This window comes from Balneola vulgaris DSM 17893 (assembly GCF_000375465.1).
Lineage (GTDB): Bacteria > Bacteroidota > Rhodothermia > Balneolales > Balneolaceae > Balneola > Balneola vulgaris.
On record NZ_AQXH01000008.1, the window covers coordinates 1 to 19,175 of the forward strand.

Genomic DNA, 19,175 nt, shown 5'->3' on the forward strand with positions numbered 1-19,175 from the left:
AAGACGTCATCCTGAACAGCAGAACGAAGTGATGCGTGATTCAGGATCTTAAGTTGGCTATGAATGTGCAAAAGGGTTGTTGCACGAAGCGTTGATAAAAGCCTAAGCATTTGCTCTCGTTCCCAACGTCCTCGTTGGGAATGCATTATAGAAGCTCCAGCTTCTTTTTCTATTCCCCTTTTGTGTGGACAAAAGGGAGTTACACCACCCCGACAGCTGTCGGGTTCGGCGCATGTTCTGCTTCTCTGACGCTATGCAAAATGAAGGCGATTCCTGCTCAATTCTAACGCTGGAGATGTTTGGATCAAATAAAGTATTACAGGGCATTAACACTTTTCTGTTACCGAGCAACCAGCCAACCAATCAAGTCGTCATCCTGAACTTGATTCAGGATCTTAAGTTGGCTATGAATGTGCGAAAGGGTTGTTGAACGAAGCGTTGATAAAAGCCTAAGCATTTGCTCTCGATCCCGGGTTGTTGGATCGGGATCTTCTGAGATTATATCCGATATCCTATTTTTATTCCAGCAATGAGTAGAATGGAGTTTGGGATCGATGCTCCCTTTGGGAATACATTGTGCTGATAGCCGAAGGTGGCATTGGGCACCAACTGAAAACGGTCATGAATAGGTAGTACGTAATGGAGTCCCACCGAAGGTAATATGGTAAGCATCTGTGAATCGGTATTGTACGAACTGTTGAAGCAAGGAGGGGCTATAGGACAAATTATTTGTTCGTTTTGTTGAGTTACTTCTCGATACCAAAAGTCGGTACTAAGTTGCAGTTGGAGCTGCTCCCATCCCAATGACTTTCGGAGCAAGCCAAAGCCAACCCCCACACCTCTACTATTTACTTCGTCTGCAGCAGACCAATTGTTTTCCTCAGCCACCAACACCCCGGTTCTATAGATGAAGTCCCATTGATCGTTATGTGATGTTTGGAACTCCACCATCGGCATTACCCCTAGATCATAAGCTTGGGCTTGGAGATTAAATTGTTGCTGAGCTTGAACCGTGTTTATGCATGCTAGTGTGAAAAAAACGGCAATAAATTTCATGATGGGTATCCCTTAGTTTGACCAACAACGCCTACAATACTAAAGTATTGTTTGGGAGTGGGTTAGGGTGTTTGTCTATTGCGCTGAGAGAGTGTTGGAGTGAGGTTAAGCCTGAGTTTCCTAGCCTGTCCAAGCAGATGCATGAGTGGAAATGGTAGGTAGACAAAAATTATTTAGCTGACTACAGCAAATGATTTTATTCTTAATTTTATTTTTTTCAATTCTTTCATGGTTAGAATACAGTAGTCATTAATCGGTTTTGGATAAGAAACGTCCTCAAAGTCGGATTTAATAATATTTAAACTGAATTCAATAGTTTCAAATAGCTCAACCAATGTGATTTTGTCTTTCATTAAATCATAAAGTAAGTCTTGTAGTTGTTCGATTTCCATATCGATGGTATCAACTAAATCAACTTCATATGATTCAATGCGAAGTATGTCGTAGTATTCTTTTACTTTTACAATATTAGATTTGAATTCCGTTGCTAATTTTCTTTTCTCTTCTTGAGAGCATTCTTTGATTGAGCTTAACTGTTTTTGGTAAATTTGTTTAGATTTTTGTAGAGCTACTTTCTGTTCATCTGTTAGACTATTCAATTTATTTTTAATTTCACTAATAAATTTTTCGTCAATTTTGATTTCAAGATGGATATCAGATTGATTAACAGGTCGTTTTTGCTTATTGACTTTTTGAGGTTTAGCTTCTTTTTTAGGTACTTCAAGCTGTAGTTCTTTATTTTCATTGTTGCACATTTCAATAAAATCTTTTTCGGAAAGTATTTTAATGGAAATTCCATTTTCAATTAATTCTTCAACTTTTCGGTGCTTCGAGCTTTTTTCATAACCCGCAAGCTTAGATGTATCATGTGTACCAACAACAAGTATAGTTGTCTTCTTGGAAACTGAATTTCTAATATTGCAGCCGATATCAGCAGCGATTTTGGCTGCATCTTTTCTTGGTATCGATAATGCACCTGTAAAAACCAAGTTTTCGCCATATAACGCCCCTTCTGAGTTTCCATCAAGTCTTATAGCTGAAGAACCGCTTTGATAAGGAAAAATTGGTTGGTCAACTCTTGTTAACCAATCCTCTACTGTTCGTTGAGTTTTCTCACAAGCAATATGCACAATTTTTGCAGCAGCTATAGCGTCCTCAAGAGCATCATGATGTCCAAACTGGATATCTAAAAAATCTGCAATATTTGCTAACCCATATCCTTTATAAGCAAACTGATCCCAAGTTCTACGGACAATTTTGGCGGAGTCAAGCCATTTTGGTTGTATAATTTCGAGATTATATTCAGTGCATGCACGAGTTACAGCAATTCTGTCAAACGGCATGTGATGAATCGTAATTTGGTTTGTAATTTTCTCAGATATTAAACTGTGGATTGCATCAAAGGTTGGAGCGTTCTGAACAGCTTCTTCGGTGATTCCATGTATAGAGCTGTTAAATGGGTCAAAATAAGCTTCGGGATTTACTAAGGAACTCCATTTGTCAACAATTTGCCCATCTTGGAAATGAACAAGCCCGATTTGGCAAATGCTTGAATAATCCGCATTAGCTGTCTCAACATCTATAGCAAGGAAGTTCATAGAATTTATTTTTTTATCTGTTTCTCCACTTCTTTTTGAAAGCAAGTAACTAGCAAACTAAGATTCCCAAGTTCGACATCTGGGCAATTGTCAATGTCGCGTCTTTTGTAAAATAAGTCGTGAAATGCAATAAAATCAGTGCAAAGGGTTACGGAATCAATTCTCGGATCGTCAATTTTGGGGTTCATTCTAATGAATCGCCAAGCTTGTTCTTTGTCTTTTGTATGTTTGAGAATCGAGTTTATAGTCTCTGTCCAATGCTCTATATGTTTTTGAAATACGCGCTCCACTCTAGAGTTTAAATCAATTTTAGTCTTGGTTTTCTTACCCTTTTTGATCCGTGTTGGTATATCGGATGTGTCTTGAAACTTAATAGTCAGTTCGTATGCTGTTCTTGTAATTGTATTATCCATTGTCATTTATTAAGGCATTCAACAATACAGTTAAAGATTGTTATTCATTTCACTCTATGAGTCATTATTAGTTCTACTCATTTTGCTGATTAAAAAAGTAATAAGGTAAAGACTAGATCTACTAGTATTTACCAAAACCAACTCGTTCCCCAATTCAGTAGATACCTTTCCCTCCTCGCTAAAATAAAAAATCCTCTATTTAAACCAATTGTTAATGTGTAAATGCATTGTATACATGGTGCTTAGCAAATAAAGCACTGCGTGGTATGTAGCTATGGGTTAAAATCGTAAAGCCACTATTTACAAAAGCTCATTTTTAAATGAGCCTTGTTAACTGTAAACTCCTGCATGATTCTTGATCCAGAAATACTGTCGAAGCTGTCTTCCATTGAGCTGAGAGCCAAGAAAATTGTAGAGGGCTTTATCTCGGGTTTGCATAAAAGTCCGTACCACGGCTTTAGTGTGGAGTTTGCCGAGCATCGCCCTTATAACACGGGCGACGATTTCAAGCATATCGACTGGAAGGCTTACGGCAAGAAGGAGCGATTTTATGTGAAGCAGTATGAGGAGGAAACCAACCTTCGCTGTTACACTCTCTTGGATACGAGTAGTTCAATGCTGTTTAAGCATTTCAGCTCATGGACTAAGTTGCGCTATGGTATCCATTATGCCGCTGCCCTAATGTATTTAATGCATCGCCAACGAGATGCCTGTGGCTTCATCCCTTTTTCGTCTAAGATCGAGAAGTTTATTCCAGCCAAAGGTACCTATGCCCACTTGCGTCAGATCTATACTGAGCTAGAACAGGAACTAGTGCGTGAGCATAAAGGGGAAGAGGAAAAACGGACTACTAGTACCGCTGAAGTCATTCACGAAGTGGCCGAACGGTTAAATCACCGCAGCTTGGTGATCATCATCACAGATTTATTTGAGTCGCCCCAAAAACACGACGAACTCATTTCCGCCTTAAAGCACTTGCGTCATCGCAATCATGAGGTGTTGTTGTTTAATGTGTTGGAACATCGCAGTGAACGAGAGCTCGCCTTTTCCGATAATAAAGTGGTGTTCGAAGACCTAGAGTCGGGCAGTGAAGTGGAAGTGATTCCAGCCCAAGTGAAGGAAGATTACATCCAAAAGGTGGAAGAGCATATCAAGAAGTTTAAGCTGGCTTGTTCAGAGTTCGAAATCGATTTTGAACAGATTGATATAGAGTCAGGCTTCGATAAAGCTTTGTTAGCCTACCTCAATAAGCGAAAGAGACTCGGCTAGTTTATCGGCAGGGCAGCCAAATAGGGTCGCCATCAAAAGCAGGGTTAAAGGTAAGGCGACTTTTGTTATTGCCATCGGCATCCATCACAAATAGCTCCCAATTCCCATCTACTTCTGCCCCATAAGCAATGGAAGAACCATCCGTTGAATAACGCCCCAATAGAATGTTGGAAGCACTAAAGGTTAACTGACGCAGATCTTGAGAAGTTAAGTGGTAGCTAAATAAGTCAGCGGATTCATTATAGCGATAGAAGATGAGCTTTTCCCCGTCGGGCGACCATGACGGATAACCATGCAGTCGATCACTGTTAGTGATGGCGGTCAATTTCGAACCATCGGCTTGAATAGTGAATATATCTCCATTGTGGAGGGTGTCGGTCAGTACAAAAGCGATGTGATCAGAAGTAGGTGACCATTGCGGCTGGTAGGGTTGATTGGCTCCTTCATGTAATACTTGGAGGTAACCGGTTTCCAGTTCCATCACCACTAGTTGATAGCTACTTGGGTTCACCTCTTTAGAGAACACAATACGGTTGCGGTTGGGGGCCCATGACGGGACTTCATCGCCTGCAGGATTGTTAATCAAAAACTCAGCTTCACCATTACTCAGGGACTTTTTATACAGTGTTCGTTGTCCGTTTATCTCACGACTAAAAACGATTTCTTGGTAGAACGGGGAATATCTCGGAGCCCCATCACTCAGGCTATCCCCTTCAAACAGAGAAAGTTCTAAGCTTTCAAGGTTCAAGTTATATAAATCACCATTTCCAGAGCGGTCGGAATAAAAGAGGAGTTGGTCGGAGCAACTTAGTGCTGCACCCTCATCGGTAGATGGCGTGCTCTGCTGGGGTACTTTGGTGGAAGTACTGCAGGCCATACACAGGCCGGAGATGAGTAAAATGTAGAGCCGCTTAGGGAGTTGCATTAGGTCACTTTTTGGTTCTTGAGAATCTTGTTTAGCAAGCTAGGATTCAAGCGTTTCATCCAGAGTGCGAGCTTAATTTTTAAGGGGGCGATCACGATTTCCTCTTTACGATTCATAAGTGGTGACCAAATGTTAGCCACCATCTCATCGGCAGTCATGGCATCCTCGTGCATATCACCCATTTTGCCATAGCTACTGCCATCGCCCGTCACCGCATTTTTGGTGATGTCAGTTTTAATTGGACCTGGGCATACTAAAGTCACCGCGATGTTATGCTCGTAACACTCTTGGCGAAGGGAATCAAAAAAGCCATGTAGGGCATGTTTACTGGCAGCGTAGCCTGTTCGGAATTTAGAGCCAAACTTACCTGCTACACTGCTGGTAGCAATGATGTGTCCACTGCCTTGTTCAATCATAGAAGGCAGTACTTCTCTGGTTAAGCCTACCGAGCCAAAGAAGTTTACTTCCATTAGTTTGCGGATGGTATCTAGATCGGTTTCTTCGAAAATAGATCGTTGACTGATGCCACCGTTATTGATGAGCACGTCAATATTTCCAAAAAACGAGAGTGCTTCTTGGGTTTTGGAAGCGAAGGTGTTGGATTGAGCCAAGTCGAGCGGCAGGATTTGAATGCGATCTGAGCTGGGGTCGATTTCAGTTTTAACTTCCTCAAGGGCTTCAGTTCGGCGAGAGGATAAAATGAGATTGGCTCCTTCCTTGAAATATGCTTTAGCAAAAGCCTTTCCAATGCCTGATGATGCGCCAGTAATCCAAACGGTTTTATTCTTCAATGTCATAAATATGCGATGAGTGAATGAAAGTATTTCTCAATCCGTTAAACTTCCATCTACAATATTAGTACTTTTCAGGTTTAAGATAACAAAGATTTAGTGCCATGAATGCTGGCAGAAATATTTTATTAGTTGAAGATGAATTAGAGTCGGGAGAAATGCTCTCTAATTTCCTAGAGTTGAACGACTTTAACATTATGTGGGCGAAGGATGGGAAAGAAGCTTTTTCCATTATCGAAGACAAAGCCAATGAAATTGATTTAGCTATTTTGGATATCATGGTGCCTTACCACGATGGCAAGGAAATTTGTAAGATGATTCGAGAGCATCCGGTGATACAAGACATTCCCGTGCTATTTTTAACGGCACGTGACGAAGAAGTGGATGAAATTGAGGGCCTGAATATCGGGGCGGATGATTACATCAAAAAGCCGGCTAGTTTGAACTTGATTAAGGCGCATGTGGAATCGCAGTTGCGCAGGGTGAAGCCCGAGAAAGCCCATTGGCTGAAATATGATCAGGTGTATTTAGACACCGAGACCCATCAGATGTTCATCAATGAGAAGCCTATTGATTTAACGCATACCGAGTACATCATAGCGGAGATGTTTTTCAAGCACCCGAAGTTGGTGTATTCCCGCAAAGAGATTTTAGAGCATATCAGTGATGAAGAGAAGTTTATCTTCGACCGCACCGTTGATGTGCATATCAAAAACCTACGGTTAAAAATGAAGGACGAAGGCAAGCTCATCAAAACCTACCGAGGCATTGGATATGGCTTCAATAGAGAGTATTTAGATTCATGAATATTCAATCGAAACTAGCTTTCACCTACATCACCCTGCTGAGTCTGGGCGTAATCGTCATCAGTTCGTATGCCATTTTAAGTATCCGTGCCTTTCTATTGGAAGAAGGCATCGTGAATTTTGAGGAGGATGCCCAAGTGTTCGCGAAGTCGTTCGAGGATATGGATCCCAATGAAAATCTCTTCGACAAAGCACTATTTGTATCCAATTTAACAGGTTATGAAATCGCTCTCTTCGATTCGGAAGGGCAGGTATTGGTAAACATCCCCGATGCCTTAACCGATTATGTGGATGCGCGTGAGTATCTAAATGATGACTTACAGGACTCTCTGAATGCCATGCCGGGTTCTCCTGTAGTGATTAATGAAGAGCTGTATCCCAAGTTGATTGCCTTTCAATATATAGGGGAAAACAGTTCCGAGGCTCGATACTTGCGTATTAGCCAGTTAAAGAGCACCATTTATGCGGCCGAGGCGAGCATCCGTCATTTGATTTATGGAGCGATGGTGGGCTCCATACTCGTGGTGATTATTGTGAGTTTTTACTTTGCACGCTATATGTCGAAGCCCTTATTACGCCTCAAAGAAGCAGCTTTGGATATCGCAAATGGAAACCTAGATCGGGAGATCAATCTAAAGCGATCGGATGAGTTCGGGACCTTGGCCCGTTCGTTGAATCAGATGGCTGATACCCTACGTGCTGATACCGAACAGCTCAAAAAGCTCAACGAAAAGCAGAATCAGTTCTTTGCTGATATCACCCATGAAGTGAGAAATCCACTGCATTCGATATCAGGAGCATTGGAGATGATGGAGCTCGAAAATTTAGAGGCTTCCAAAAAGGCGCAGTATATACAGGTAGCTCGAAAGCAACTTCAAAGAGTAACGCGTTTGTTTGAAGACTTGAAGACCTTACAGCGCTATGATTATGATGCGAGTTTCATCATTCGAGAGCAGGTAGAGCTAGGTAAACTGGTGGAGGGGATTTTACACGTGCACAAACCTTTTGCGGAAAAGAAGGGTATTGCACTGGTGTCGGATATAGAGGAGAACCTGAATGTATTTGTTGATCCGGATAAGATTGAACAAGTGATAGAGAATTTAACTTCGAATGCTTTGAAGTATACCAACGAGGGTACCGTTACAGTAGCTGCGAAGAAAGTGAAAGAAGGGGTTAAGGTGTCGGTGAGTGATACCGGTATTGGTATCAGCGATGAGCATTTAGAACGATTGTTCGACCGATTCTACCGAGCTGATAAAGCGCGTTCAAGAGATAAAGGAGGAACGGGCTTAGGCTTGGCTGTAGTGAAAAGTATCCTCACCGCCCATCAAAGTGATATACAGGTTGAAAGCACCGTAGGGAAAGGTAGTACCTTCCAATTTGTGCTCAAAGTTAGATAAGATCGGGCTTGAAGTACTTGTAGGCGATGGCCGCTAGCGAAGCACCAAATAGTGGTCCTACGGTATAGAGTGGGATGTCTAAATAAGAGGCTCCATTGAACATCAAATCAACAATGGCGGTGCCTATAGATAGGGCTGGGTTGAATACCGAACCTGAGATGCTTTCACCGGCCATGGTTAAGGCTGCAAATGAAAATCCCATGATGAATGCATAAGTGGCTACACTCTTGTTGGATGGCTTGCCAATCCAAGCAGTAAGGGCAACTAAGACGAGCACAAAAGAGAGCAGTACTTCAATAGTAAGCTGCTGGTAGAATGTAGAGTTTAAGGGCGCTTCCACATAAAAAACCAAGCTTGATAACATTAAAACAGTTGCCGCAGCAAGCATAGCTCCGATAGTCTGACCTAATACATACCCACCAAATTCTTTGATGGATAGTTTATTGAGCCAGAATGCACCTAAACTAATTGCTGGGTTGAAGTGCGCTCCCGAAATCAAAGCTCCTACATAAATAAGAGCACTTAGTGTAAAGCCTATAGCGATGGGATTTGTAGATACCCCTATCACAAGTACAAGAAAAAACGTGCCAATACACTCTATAAGGTATTTTTTTATCCCCAAACTGAAACTAATCTAATTCTTTGTCCTTCCTAAATTCTGCTGAAACTAAACGGTGGGCCGTGTAATTGCAATTAAATTATCGACAACACTTGTTTAGTATTTAATTAACTTTGGTCAGCTAATTAATACTTAATGTTTTAAGTCACGAACTAATAAAGGTAAAATTTTTTTAATGCGCATAATTGATAAGCTCAAAGAAAGATGGGGTATCGAAAATAGTTTACAGCTTTTTTTGATCTTACTTGTATTTGCTTGCACCGGATTCACTTCCCTGTTTGCACGGCGCTTCGTATTCGACCTTTTAGGCATTACTGATGAGCACTCGTTTTGGTTTAAAACATTGGTTTGGCTCCTCACAATCTTCCCCATTTATAACATATTGCTCTACTTTTATGGGGTCATTTTTGGCCAACGTGAATTCTTCACCAAATTTTTGAAGAAGATGCTGGGCCGTTTTGTGCGTAAAAAAGACAATGCCTCGGCATAATTCGCATTTCACTAGTCTAAGCCCAAGCTCATTCTATCTTTCTTCGACATCTTACTAGTTACACATTCATAGGAATGATCGATGAGTGATTTAATGAGCTCATCGGAAAGAGCAGATTGAGTATACACGCTGTTCCAATGCTTTTTATTCATGTGCCAACCTGCGGTGATATCCTCGTGGGCCTCTCGAAGTTGAACGGCATATTCAGGGTCACATTTTAAGTTCACCCGGTTGAAGTCTTCAATGGTAGCTAAGGCAAACATTTTACCCAGTACTTTATACACTAATGTTTCTTCCCCAAAGGGAAATTCTTCCGTTACCCCTTCAAAGCTTAGGCAGTAGTTTCTGAAATCTTCAATATTCATAGAGTCCTCTTTTAAACTTGAGTGCTCCTAATATGAATAATTATTAGTGGAACTCAAGCGAAATTAAAAAGCCATTCACCTATGGCGGGATGAATGGCTTGAATGCTTAAGGATTAATCAGGAATGATACTATTCACAGCTTGGGCAAATTTTGCGCAATAGTGGATCGGTTGGGCACGCATTTTCATCGGCTTGAAGAACTTCTTCGACACGTTGATCCCCAAACTTCTCACGTGCTTGTTGAATCAAATCAGCGTGGACTTCTTCTACTTGTTTTGTGGTATTGTCTGCAACTTCAACGTGAGTAGATTCCGATTTTTTTGAACTTCCAAATCCAACACGAGTGCCTCGTTTATTTACTTTAGAAGTGTACTTCTCGCCTTTTATTACTTTGTCGATGAAGCAATAGTAGGTCGACTTCAACTTTTTCTTCCATGCATAGAGATAGATATCACGCATTGCATCTCGCAGTTGTTCGTCGATGTAAATAGACTTGGATACCGCTTGATCGATGGATTCTTGGAAGGCCGCGGCTATATCAATTTGGCGATTTGGATGGATTTCATAAGCCGTTTTGTATACGTCTTTGTCAATCACCCCATCCAGTTGTTCAATATGCTGAACCGACCCATTGTGCTGCTTGATGAGGTTGGCCATATGGTCGTTCCAAAGTCCTTTCTCTTCCAGTGCGTGAATAAGCTGGTGGTTCACAACAATGTATTTACCCGACAAGGTATCTCGGGAATAGAGATTGCTGAAATAGCTGTCGATAGAAGAGGTAGTGCCACTAATGATGGAGATGGTAGCTGTTGGAGCGATGGCTAGGAGTACCGCATTTCGTCGAGGCGCATATGCATAGCCCTCACCTTGATCTTTGGCATCTGTATAGTGCTGGAATGGGGCTCGTTCGCTTGCAAGTTGCTCGGAGCTTTTGTAGCACACTTCTTTCATAAAGCGACCAATCTTACGAGCAAGGATCACCGCTTCTTCTGAGTCGTATGCTACGCCAAGTTCAACCAGAGCTTCTGCAAAACCCATAATGCCAATGCCCAGTGGACGAAGGTCCATAGTGTTTTTACGGGCTTCTTCTGAAGGGTAAAAGTTCTTGTCGAGGATATTATCGAGAGCAAGCACCATCGTTTGGAGGGTGTCCTCGATTTTACCCCAATCGAAGTCGCTTCGGTCATCCAGTACATGCTTCGAAAGGTTCAAGGATGCTAGGGTACAAACAGCGGTGGAATCAGATCGATTTGGAATAGCAATCTCGGTACATAAGTTCGAGCTATTGATTACTCCATATTGAGGGCACGGATTCTTGCGGTTATGCTCATCTTTAAACACCAACCACGGGTGCCCAGTTTTCGCAAGTTTAAAGAGGTATTTCTTAAAGAAATCGGCACCATCAAGCTTTTTGAATTGCTCGATTTTTCCTTGTTTAGCTTCTTCAATGCGCTGATTGTACTTGAGTGCAAAGTCGTCACCAATGGCTTCAACGAGTTCTGGACATTCACCAGGATCGAAGAGATAAACCGGCTCATTATGCTCAATGCGACGCATGAGCTCGTCGGGCATCCAAAGTTTTGTATTCAATGAAGGGGTGCGGAAGTAAGCATTACCGGTGGTTTCTTTTAGATCCAAGAAAGCTTCGATATCTAAATGCCAAGGCTGAATAGAAATCACTTGGGAGCTACGGCGGCGCCCTCCTTGTTGAATGGAATTCACCAGTGTATCGAATACTTTAATGAAGGGAATCACTCCGGAAGACTTTGCATTCAACGACTTGATGAGCGAACCGGTAGCACGAACACGAGTAACATCGGTACCAACGCCTCCCGCATGTTTAGCAAGAAAGGCGGTTTCTTCAGCTTTGGCCATAATGGATTCTAAGGAGTCGTCTACCACACTTACATAACACGATGAATATTGCGACATCGGCGTTCCTGAGTTGAATAGGGTAGGCGTAGAGTGCATATACTCGAGCTTGGAGAGTTTATTATATACACGCACCACTTCTTCGTTGGTGTTCCCAATGCCCATTGCCACACGCATGAAAAACCATTGCGGCTTTTCAATAATCTGCTGTTTACGGTTTTTCATGAGATATCGATCTCGGAGGGTGGTTAAACCAAAGTAGCCAAAGAGCTCATCGCGCTCGTAGTTGATGGAGTTACTCAGGAGTTCTATATCAAACTCAAACAGCTCTTCTTTGATGAGGTTTTCCTCCAAAGCATGCCTTAAGTAGTTTTCAAAGCCATCTAAATGGCGATCTATCTTCTTGTTGATTTGCTTGAGAAGCTGTCGAGTTGCTAAGTGGTCGTAGCGAGGATGATCGGGGATGAGCTGCTCGATGGCTTTGAGTAGCAACTGGTCGATTTCCTCGGTTTTTACCTGCTCAGGTATTTTGAGGTCTAGCTCTTTCATGATGCGGAACACGATTTCGTAATCGTCTTCTACTTCTAGGCCATTGAGTATTTGAAAAATGGCATTGATAATTTTTTGGGTCTCAAATTTTTCGGTGCTTTGATCCCTTTTTATAACAGTGCGTTGCATGATACTCTCCCTTTAGTAATTGGTGTATTCAGTAGATGAGACTTCAAAGAAGTTGATGAGCTTTTTCACATCCTCTTTTTGTAGAAAACGAAGAGGATTCTCGGTGATGTGGAATTCGGGCTCAAAACCGAGTTCTTCTAAACGGCGGTCGGTGATGTACTTGAGGTATTTTTCGAGTTCAGGACTGGAAATACCTAAAATGGTTTTATGCCCAAACTTGGTTTGTACGTACTCGATTTCTAAATAAGTACCTTTTAGAATAATGTCGCGAATGCTTTGTACATACTGCTCATCTTCGGCAATTTCAGGGGTCTCCTCGAGCATAATGAGGATGGCCTCAATTCCATTCTGAAGGTGTAGTGATTCGTCGATGAGGATAAGTTCCACACCAGATACCACATTCTTCATTTTGCCCATATCTTTTAGGGCAAAGAAATGCGCAAAGGAGGAGTAAAAGAAGATGCCCTCCATGATGATGTTGTTCAATAAGATAGCACGGAGCACGTCTTTTTTGCCCTGTAGGGTGTCGGGGTCAATTTTGCCATAACTGATCTTGTCAATTTCTTCAACAATGAGGTTCTGCTTCTTTTTAAGAACAGGGTCGTTGAAGGCAATGCCGTACATCTTATCACGGTCCATGTTGAAGGATTGCAGAACAATCTCAAAAAAATCACTGTGGATGTTTTCCATAAAGAGCTGTGTGCTGAAACTCATTTTGGCATGAGGGTCAGAGAGCATGGGGAAGAAGGAATTCACCAATACATTTTGAACTAATAGCTCAGAGGAGCAGAAGTACCCAACAGCGTGATCAAAAAGGTCTTTTTCGTCGGGGGTTAACTCTTGGTAATCCAATACATCTTGTTGGATGTTAAGCTCTTCAGGAAACCAAATGGCTTTCTTTTGTTTCTCGTAGAGTTCTTTGAAAATGGGATAGGCGGCCGTTTCGCTCAGTTCGATATTATCCCGTACCGAAGTGCGTGCAATTAACTTTTTCATACATGCGTAATTCTAAAAATGATGAGGCAGGGCGAAGAATAGAAGTACAAGCATACAGAGACAGTGAGGCCTATAGCTGGCGGACTATTCAACGGTGGTTCATTTCCCGAAACCTCGTTTACTTCCACAAAGGCAGGTCTCCTGGCTTACCGGGTATCGTTTTCGCCTTCCCATCTTTTTTGGAGCTAAGACAGTGGCATCGTGAAAACAACAAAACGGCTTACAGTTGCGGGTACAGCTTCGGTTTTCCTTATGGTCACCGAATTCCCTTTTCATCATCATCGAATAATCGAATCTGACACCTTTGTTGGTTTACAAGATGGGCTTTAAGTGGAGTATTGTCAATGCTTAGTTTCCCACAATCGTTGGGAAGTTATGCACAAAAAGGTAGAGCGTTGAATTAGACTGAGAGTGAAAAGATCAGTTCACTTTTTGGTATTCATCTACAAAAGTATCGAGTAAATCCACGGCCGATTCGGGGATGATATGAAGCATGTCATAGGATACAATGCCCACAAAGCCCGTGTGCCAAGTAGCTGCTACTTGAGTTAAATCATTTTTTAAGATCAGCTTGGTAGGTTGGTAGAATCGAACGTCAACCGCAAAAGGATAAGTGCCATTTCCAGCGTCCATGATATTCACGTGTAGATATAAATAAGGCGCTTCATAAGAATCTAACACCTGTTGATTGCTTAGAATTTGAGCACTGGTAGGCCGAATTTTTTGAATGATTTCTTGGCGTAAACTAGCTGGGGCGATACTGCTGTCCTGCAAAGAAGCGGGTTTCTCGATGTTCACAACTATGCCAAAAGCCGGAATACCTGCTAATGAGCCGTTTTCAATTTGAATTTCACTCTGGGCAAAGGTGCTGATTGAGCAGATAGCAATGCAGAAGAGAGTTAATATCCATGATTTTTTCATAGCACATCCTGTTGGTAAATATTGAAGAACTAACGCTTGGAAACAGAATTTATTCAGTAACCTCTACCCCTTTCCAAAAGGCAAAATGATCTTTGATTTGCTTAGCCGCATCCTTAGGATTTGGGTAATACCAAGCTGCATTGGTGTTTTCATCGCCCTCAACAACAATGCTTTTATAGCTGGCTTCTCCTTTCCATGGGCAGGTAGTTTGATGCGAGCTATCCTTCAATAAATCTTTATTAACTGAGTCGGCAGGGAAGTAATGATTGTTTTCAACTACTACGGTATTGTCGCTTTCAGCTATAACGGTGCCCTTCCAAATTGCTTTCATATCGACCTCTTAATTTAGGGATGAGATAAAGTTCTTTGCTAGAAGTAACCATCCTGCTATCAAACAAATTCCCCCAATGGGTGTGATGGCTCCAAGCCATGAGGTATTGGTTAAACAGAGCAGATATAAACTCCCTGAGAATATGATGATACCCGCCAGAAAGGAGTAGCCTACCCAATCAAGGTTGAGCTCAAACTGTTTGGCAAGCACCTCCACCAGTAGTAGTGCTAGGGTATGCCACATATGATAGGTAACGGCGGTCTCCCAAGTGGCCATGCGCTCGGGAGTTAGGGTGTTTTCTAAAGCATGAGCACCAAATGCCCCAAGGCCTACGCCTAAAGCTCCTAAAATAGAAGCGGTGATTATGAGAGTTTGTGGGCTCATGTGGTTTGAAATCCTATTTTTTTATGAGATCCATCACAGAAGGGTTTATTGGCCGAAGCACCACAACGGCAAAAGCTCATTCGCTTTTGAGTTTCAGTACACTGATCCCCTCCAACTAATTCGTAATTCCCTTCCACAACAAAAGGAGCATTATCAATGAGCTTAATGAGTAGCTCGCCACCCTGTTCTTCCTGAGGCTCTAGCTCGAGGCGTTCAGGGTTGTATGAACAGCCCGACTCAAATCCAGCTTCGATATGCGAGTTATCACATAAGGGTTTGTTAGAAGAAGCTCCACAACGGCAGAAGGCCAAACGGGTTTCTCTCATCACTTCATTGCCTTCGCTATCTACCACCTTCAGGTTGCCATAAGCATATAATGGGCCGTCTTCGGCAATCACTAGCTTATTTTTTGAAGGAGGTTGCTCGGGATTTTCTTTGTTTTTGAAGTGGTATTGAAGCGCACCAGTTGGGCAGCGTTCAATGGTTTCTACAATTTTTTCTGAATCAGATTCTTGATCGGGATCAATCCATGGTTTGCGATTGACATCGAATACTTCGGGAAGTCCATGCACACATTCTTTGGCGTGTATGCATCGTTTTAAATCCCAAGTTACTTCAAGTTCTTGGTTCTCGTATGAATAGATTTTTTTTTTCATGTCCTATAATTTTACTGCAAAGCTTACTAATGGTACTAATGCATCAGTTTCAGAAGGGAGTGAGAAAAAGCCTAAATCTGTAGCAATTCGCCGTCCTATAAACCGAGCTCCAAATGAAAGTAATGGTTCTGAAGCATCAATATCAGGAAGAACCATATTTTCTGATAATAAAGCAAAGCGTTCGCTGATTCTCCATTGCGCTCCTAGAATCACTAGTGCATCAGAGGTGTTGTTTCCATCAAAGCCCACGCCTAAACCTGCAGTTAAATCCAGATTGTTGAAGGTAAATGTGGAGGACCCAAATAAAGTAGTAATGCCTTGGTTGGAATCGAGGATGTTATAGTAGTTGATATTGGCCGACAAGGAGATGTTTTTGCTTGCTTTGCCACCCACTTTGGCTCCAATTAAGTACAGTTGGTTTTCCACGCCCAAGCCGGGAATCATACTAAAGCCTGCATTTACACTAAAGTTCTTGGTAAGACCATAAGAAAAATTGGATATGAAAATGTAGGTGTTTTGGTAGTAGCCCGTTTTCGGTTCCAGCATTTTCCCACTTTGGGTAATAAATAATTTGTTGTTCGCGGGGTTTTTGTACCAACGTGAGCTTTTGTCGGAAGGATCAACCAAACGGATACTTTCAATGCGGTCGTAGCGAAGGTTGAAAACCCCATCATTGTTTTGGATACCCGCCATTTCATCATCGATAGAAACCACCAAACCCGTATAGGTGTTTCCGTTTAGCAAGGTAATAAAGACTTCTTGTTGGTTTTCGTAAGCAGAGATAAGAGTAGACTTATGTTTGCTTACTTGTGCTACAGATGAAGTGGAGAAACCAAGCAATATCAGTAGACAGAACGAGGGAAGGATAAGTAGCTTATTCATAATAAGTTGATTAGATACTATACAATAGTAACAAAGTGCGGGTGAAAATTAAAATTAAAGCTGACTACGTGTCAACTTCTGGAATGTTAAGAATAATTCGGTGTTATGAATGTTATCTTATCCTTACTTTATAGCATTCGTTAAATGAGGAGAGTTCATCTCCCAAAAACAAAAATTTGATATGAGCAATACAAAGATCTTAATTGGTGGCCTTGTAATTACACTTGGTTTAGCGGCATTTTTATTTTGGCCTGGAAACGAACGCAACGCTACCCCATCGATTGATGAAAATAAAATTGAAGTAGTGATGTACAAGAATCCTGGCTGTGAGTGTTGTACGAAATGGGCAACGCGCATGAACATGGATCAGTACCAAGTAATTGAGAAGCCGATTCCAACCATGATGGCAAAGAAACAAGAAGTAGGCGTGCCTGCAAGATTTGAGTCGTGCCATACTGCAATGGTTGAAGGTTACTTTATTGAAGGACACGTGCCTATCGAAGATGTGAACCGCCTATTGAAAGAAAAGCCAGACGCACTAGGACTAACCGTACCGGGTATGCCTATTGGTTCTCCAGGAATGGAAGTGCCAGGCCGTGAAGCCGATACCTATGATGTATACCTAGTTAAAAAAGACGGTAGCACTGAAGTTTATTCTTCTTACTAAGATATTTAAAAAATCACTTCGATTTCTTTACTCCTTTTCTAAAGGGCATGGATAACATGCCCTTTATTTTTTTGTCCTCATCCGAATCAAACTCATCTAAGCCTAATTCTAAAGTGTGAAGGGGATTGTGTAAACGAAATGTGCGCATCAGTCGATCCCAAAAACTGAAGATGGTTCCATAATTGGAATCGGTTTCTGGTTGCCATCTTGAATGATGCACCTTGTGAATGTGTGGGGTTACAATGAATGTGCGTAATGTTTTATCTAGCCATTCAGGTAAGGCGATATTGGCGTGGTGAAATTGGACTACCACAGCAACGAGCACACCATACACCAATAACTCCCAAAGTTGAAGCCCTAATAGTATGATGATAGGGATTCGAATGATGGAGGAGAGGATGATCTCGCCAAAGTGAAATCTAGTAGCCGTAGTTACATCCATTTTAGCATCGGCATGGTGAACACGATGAAACCTCCAGAATAATGGAACCTCATGATTAATTCGGTGCCATAGGTACATCCAGAAGTCAAATATTAGCACGGCAACGATGATTCTGCCCCAATTAGGAAACCCATCCAAAGTGGATAGGTAATGCAATAACCCAAAGTTATTTTGCTCAGCCCAAGTAGCAGCCCACAACCAAAGGGCGGTAAATAAGACGGCGTTTATAATCCCATTGATAGCACCTAAAGCAAGATTGGTCAGTGAATGTTGAGCACGTTCTTTGAATCCATTTGTAAAAAATTTTAAAAAAGGTTGGCCAGTCTCTATTAAGAATAACAAGACGAGGCCGATAACAGCTACAGATACTTGGATGCGTTCAAGTTGTGATATTAGTTCTTGCATGGTCAAGAGAGAGGTTTTTCGGGGTACTATACTTTACAAATGTATAGCACCATACCCAAGTATCTACTTTATTTTTTCGTAGTTATAAGCACTGAGCAATTAACCCGGCTCAATTCTTAAACAACCCAGAAATCCCTACCAGTGAAATGGCAGGGATTTTTTTTGTGGGCTTTAATTTCGAACAGGTAAAGTTCGTGTGATGGTTCCTGCGTGTTTTAACTCGAGCTGAATTTGAACACTGTCGTGAGTGGTTAAATTCTGCTTCAGGTTGATAAGCATCATATGAATGCCCCCCGCTTGCATCTCTAGAGTTTCATTGGGCTTTAATGAGATTTCATCCAAAGCTCTCATTCCAGATAAACCGTCTTCTGTTGAGTAAGATTCATGTATCTCAATGGATTCGGCTATCGGTGAAGATACATTTAGCAGAGTATCGGCAATATTCAATGTATTCGTGTAATTCAGATAAGCACCCGACATCCTTTCTTTCGTGCCTGTACGCGCAAAATTCGTCGTTTCGGTGATGTCATCCTGCATGTTGACATGTTTGGTTTCATTTTGGCTACAACCCAAAATACTAGCAAGAATCAGAACGGAGAATAGATAGGAGTACTTCATGATTTATCGTATGGATTTATAATCATCGATGATATAATCTATAGGGGTCATACTACCGCCATATTCTAACACTACTCTTCCTTTAGGATCAATCACCATAATTTTATCAGAATGGCTTAGGAAGTAAACTTCTTCCCCTTTCCCATTAGTTGTGGTTAGCGAAACTTGCGTTCGAACACGAACACTATCAAGGAAGGTATTCATCGTTGTAGTGTCGGCGGTTAAGAAGTCGAAGTTATCCCCAAGATCAAAAGCGTTTTTGTACTCTTTTAAAACTTCGGGAGTATCCCTTTTAGGGTCGAAAGTAACTCCCAAAAACTGAACGTCTTCAGGAGCTCCTAACTGCTTTTGAATTTTTACCATGTTCTGTGTGATAAGAGGGCACACGTCTGGGCAATGAGTATAGATAAACCCCATGATCACATATTTGCCTTCATATTCATCAGGAAACGTAATGGTTTCATTGTTTTGGTTAACCAGCTCAAAAGTGCGGTCGTTGAGGTCGTCAATAACCTTCACGTTTTTTGAACAAGCAATCCCAAGTAGTATGAAGGCAAGTATGAGTGTGTTTTTGAACATTTGTATAGCGGT

The 19,175-nt window shown here is 41.7% G+C and carries 22 protein-coding genes and 1 riboswitch; of the genes, 5 read left to right on the plus strand and 17 right to left on the minus strand.

Annotation, left to right across the window (positions count from 1 at the left end):
* Window positions 1–498: 498 nt before the first annotated feature.
* From B155_RS0111690 to B155_RS0111700, 3 genes are all read right to left on the minus strand, one after another.
* Window positions 499–1,056 carry a hypothetical protein gene (locus tag B155_RS0111690; protein ID WP_018128448.1) on the minus strand — a complete coding sequence of 186 codons (558 nt, stop codon included), beginning with the start codon at window positions 1,054–1,056 and terminating at the stop codon, window positions 499–501.
* Window positions 1,057–1,229: 173 nt separating this feature from the next.
* Complete coding sequence (locus B155_RS13990) at window positions 1,230–2,654, minus strand: exonuclease domain-containing protein (protein WP_018128449.1); 1,425 nt, start codon at window positions 2,652–2,654, stop codon at window positions 1,230–1,232.
* Between the two features lie 5 nt (window positions 2,655–2,659).
* A complete protein-coding gene (locus B155_RS0111700; protein WP_157464861.1) occupies window positions 2,660–3,067 on the minus strand; it encodes a hypothetical protein in 408 nt (135 codons plus the stop codon).
* Between the two features lie 348 nt (window positions 3,068–3,415).
* On the opposite strand from B155_RS0111700, the gene B155_RS0111705 reads away from it, so the two are divergent.
* Entirely contained in the window at window positions 3,416–4,336 is a 921-nt protein-coding gene (locus B155_RS0111705) for a DUF58 domain-containing protein (protein ID WP_018128451.1), read from the plus strand.
* A gap of 1 nt (window position 4,337) precedes the next feature.
* Here the strand turns inward: B155_RS0111705 and B155_RS0111710 are convergent, their stop codons facing one another.
* Window positions 4,338–5,213, minus strand: coding sequence for a TolB family protein (locus B155_RS0111710; RefSeq protein ID WP_018128452.1), 876 nt, complete (start codon window positions 5,211–5,213; stop codon window positions 4,338–4,340).
* 47 nt (window positions 5,214–5,260) lie between these two features.
* Entirely contained in the window at window positions 5,261–6,058 is a 798-nt protein-coding gene (locus B155_RS0111715) for an SDR family oxidoreductase (protein WP_018128453.1), read from the minus strand.
* Between the two features lie 98 nt (window positions 6,059–6,156).
* Here B155_RS0111715 and B155_RS0111720 point away from each other — a divergent pair, with 98 nt between their 5' ends.
* Both B155_RS0111720 and B155_RS0111725 read left to right on the plus strand, forming a co-directional pair.
* Window positions 6,157–6,858 carry a response regulator transcription factor gene (locus B155_RS0111720; protein ID WP_018128454.1) on the plus strand — a complete coding sequence of 234 codons (702 nt, stop codon included), beginning with the start codon at window positions 6,157–6,159 and terminating at the stop codon, window positions 6,856–6,858.
* Window positions 6,855–8,258, plus strand: coding sequence for a sensor histidine kinase (locus B155_RS0111725; protein ID WP_018128455.1), 1,404 nt, complete (start codon window positions 6,855–6,857; stop codon window positions 8,256–8,258). The genes B155_RS0111720 and B155_RS0111725 overlap by 4 nt, the downstream gene beginning before the upstream one ends.
* Here B155_RS0111725 and B155_RS0111730 read toward each other — a convergent pair.
* Window positions 8,251–8,880, minus strand: a complete 630-nt coding sequence (locus tag B155_RS0111730; protein ID WP_018128456.1) for an aquaporin — start codon at window positions 8,878–8,880, stop codon at window positions 8,251–8,253. The two genes, B155_RS0111725 and B155_RS0111730, sit on opposite strands and share 8 nt — an antisense overlap.
* Window positions 8,881–9,052: 172 nt before the next feature.
* Here B155_RS0111730 and B155_RS0111735 point away from each other — a divergent pair, with 172 nt between their 5' ends.
* Window positions 9,053–9,367 (plus strand): DUF6787 family protein, encoded by a 315-nt coding sequence (locus B155_RS0111735; RefSeq protein ID WP_018128457.1) that lies wholly within the window; start codon window positions 9,053–9,055, stop codon window positions 9,365–9,367.
* Window positions 9,368–9,378: 11 nt separating this feature from the next.
* Here B155_RS0111735 and B155_RS0111740 read toward each other — a convergent pair whose 3' ends face one another.
* The 8 genes from B155_RS0111740 to B155_RS0111775 all read right to left on the minus strand — a co-directional run bounded on the left by B155_RS0111740 (window position 9,379) and on the right by B155_RS0111775 (window position 16,452).
* Entirely contained in the window at window positions 9,379–9,732 is a 354-nt protein-coding gene (locus B155_RS0111740) for an MmcQ/YjbR family DNA-binding protein (protein ID WP_018128458.1), read from the minus strand.
* Between the two features lie 129 nt (window positions 9,733–9,861).
* Window positions 9,862–12,282 (minus strand): ribonucleoside-diphosphate reductase subunit alpha, encoded by a 2,421-nt coding sequence (locus B155_RS0111745; protein ID WP_018128459.1) that lies wholly within the window; start codon window positions 12,280–12,282, stop codon window positions 9,862–9,864.
* A gap of 12 nt (window positions 12,283–12,294) precedes the next feature.
* Complete coding sequence (locus B155_RS0111750; RefSeq protein WP_018128460.1) at window positions 12,295–13,278, minus strand: ribonucleotide-diphosphate reductase subunit beta; 984 nt, start codon at window positions 13,276–13,278, stop codon at window positions 12,295–12,297.
* Between the two features lie 114 nt (window positions 13,279–13,392).
* A riboswitch (cobalamin riboswitch) is annotated at window positions 13,393–13,599 on the minus strand.
* 99 nt (window positions 13,600–13,698) lie between these two features.
* Window positions 13,699–14,199 carry a hypothetical protein gene (locus B155_RS0111755; protein ID WP_018128461.1) on the minus strand — a complete coding sequence of 167 codons (501 nt, stop codon included), beginning with the start codon at window positions 14,197–14,199 and terminating at the stop codon, window positions 13,699–13,701.
* A gap of 49 nt (window positions 14,200–14,248) precedes the next feature.
* On the minus strand, window positions 14,249–14,530 hold the full coding sequence (locus B155_RS0111760) for a DUF427 domain-containing protein (protein WP_018128462.1): 282 nt from the start codon (window positions 14,528–14,530) through the stop codon (window positions 14,249–14,251).
* 9 nt (window positions 14,531–14,539) lie between these two features.
* Window positions 14,540–14,914: a DUF423 domain-containing protein gene (locus B155_RS0111765; protein ID WP_018128463.1), complete on the minus strand. Its 375-nt coding sequence runs from the start codon at window positions 14,912–14,914 to the stop codon at window positions 14,540–14,542.
* Entirely contained in the window at window positions 14,911–15,570 is a 660-nt protein-coding gene (locus B155_RS0111770; RefSeq protein WP_018128464.1) for a CDGSH iron-sulfur domain-containing protein, read from the minus strand. Before B155_RS0111770 ends, B155_RS0111765 begins: the two co-directional genes overlap by 4 nt.
* 3 nt (window positions 15,571–15,573) lie before the next feature.
* On the minus strand, window positions 15,574–16,452 hold the full coding sequence (locus B155_RS0111775) for a hypothetical protein (RefSeq protein ID WP_157464862.1): 879 nt from the start codon (window positions 16,450–16,452) through the stop codon (window positions 15,574–15,576).
* Between the two features lie 181 nt (window positions 16,453–16,633).
* Between B155_RS0111775 and B155_RS13460 the strand changes: the two genes are divergently transcribed.
* Window positions 16,634–17,119: a DUF411 domain-containing protein gene (locus tag B155_RS13460; RefSeq protein ID WP_018128466.1), complete on the plus strand. Its 486-nt coding sequence runs from the start codon at window positions 16,634–16,636 to the stop codon at window positions 17,117–17,119.
* A 13-nt stretch (window positions 17,120–17,132) separates the two neighbouring features.
* Here B155_RS13460 and B155_RS0111785 read toward each other — a convergent pair whose 3' ends face one another.
* The 3 genes from B155_RS0111785 to B155_RS0111795 form a co-directional block, all read right to left on the minus strand.
* On the minus strand, window positions 17,133–17,966 hold the full coding sequence (locus B155_RS0111785; protein ID WP_018128467.1) for a sterol desaturase family protein: 834 nt from the start codon (window positions 17,964–17,966) through the stop codon (window positions 17,133–17,135).
* 171 nt (window positions 17,967–18,137) lie between these two features.
* Window positions 18,138–18,584 (minus strand): copper chaperone PCu(A)C, encoded by a 447-nt coding sequence (locus B155_RS13465; RefSeq protein ID WP_083902135.1) that lies wholly within the window; start codon window positions 18,582–18,584, stop codon window positions 18,138–18,140.
* 3 nt (window positions 18,585–18,587) lie between these two features.
* Window positions 18,588–19,163: an SCO family protein gene (locus tag B155_RS0111795; RefSeq protein WP_018128469.1), complete on the minus strand. Its 576-nt coding sequence runs from the start codon at window positions 19,161–19,163 to the stop codon at window positions 18,588–18,590.
* Window positions 19,164–19,175: the final 12 nt, after the last annotated feature.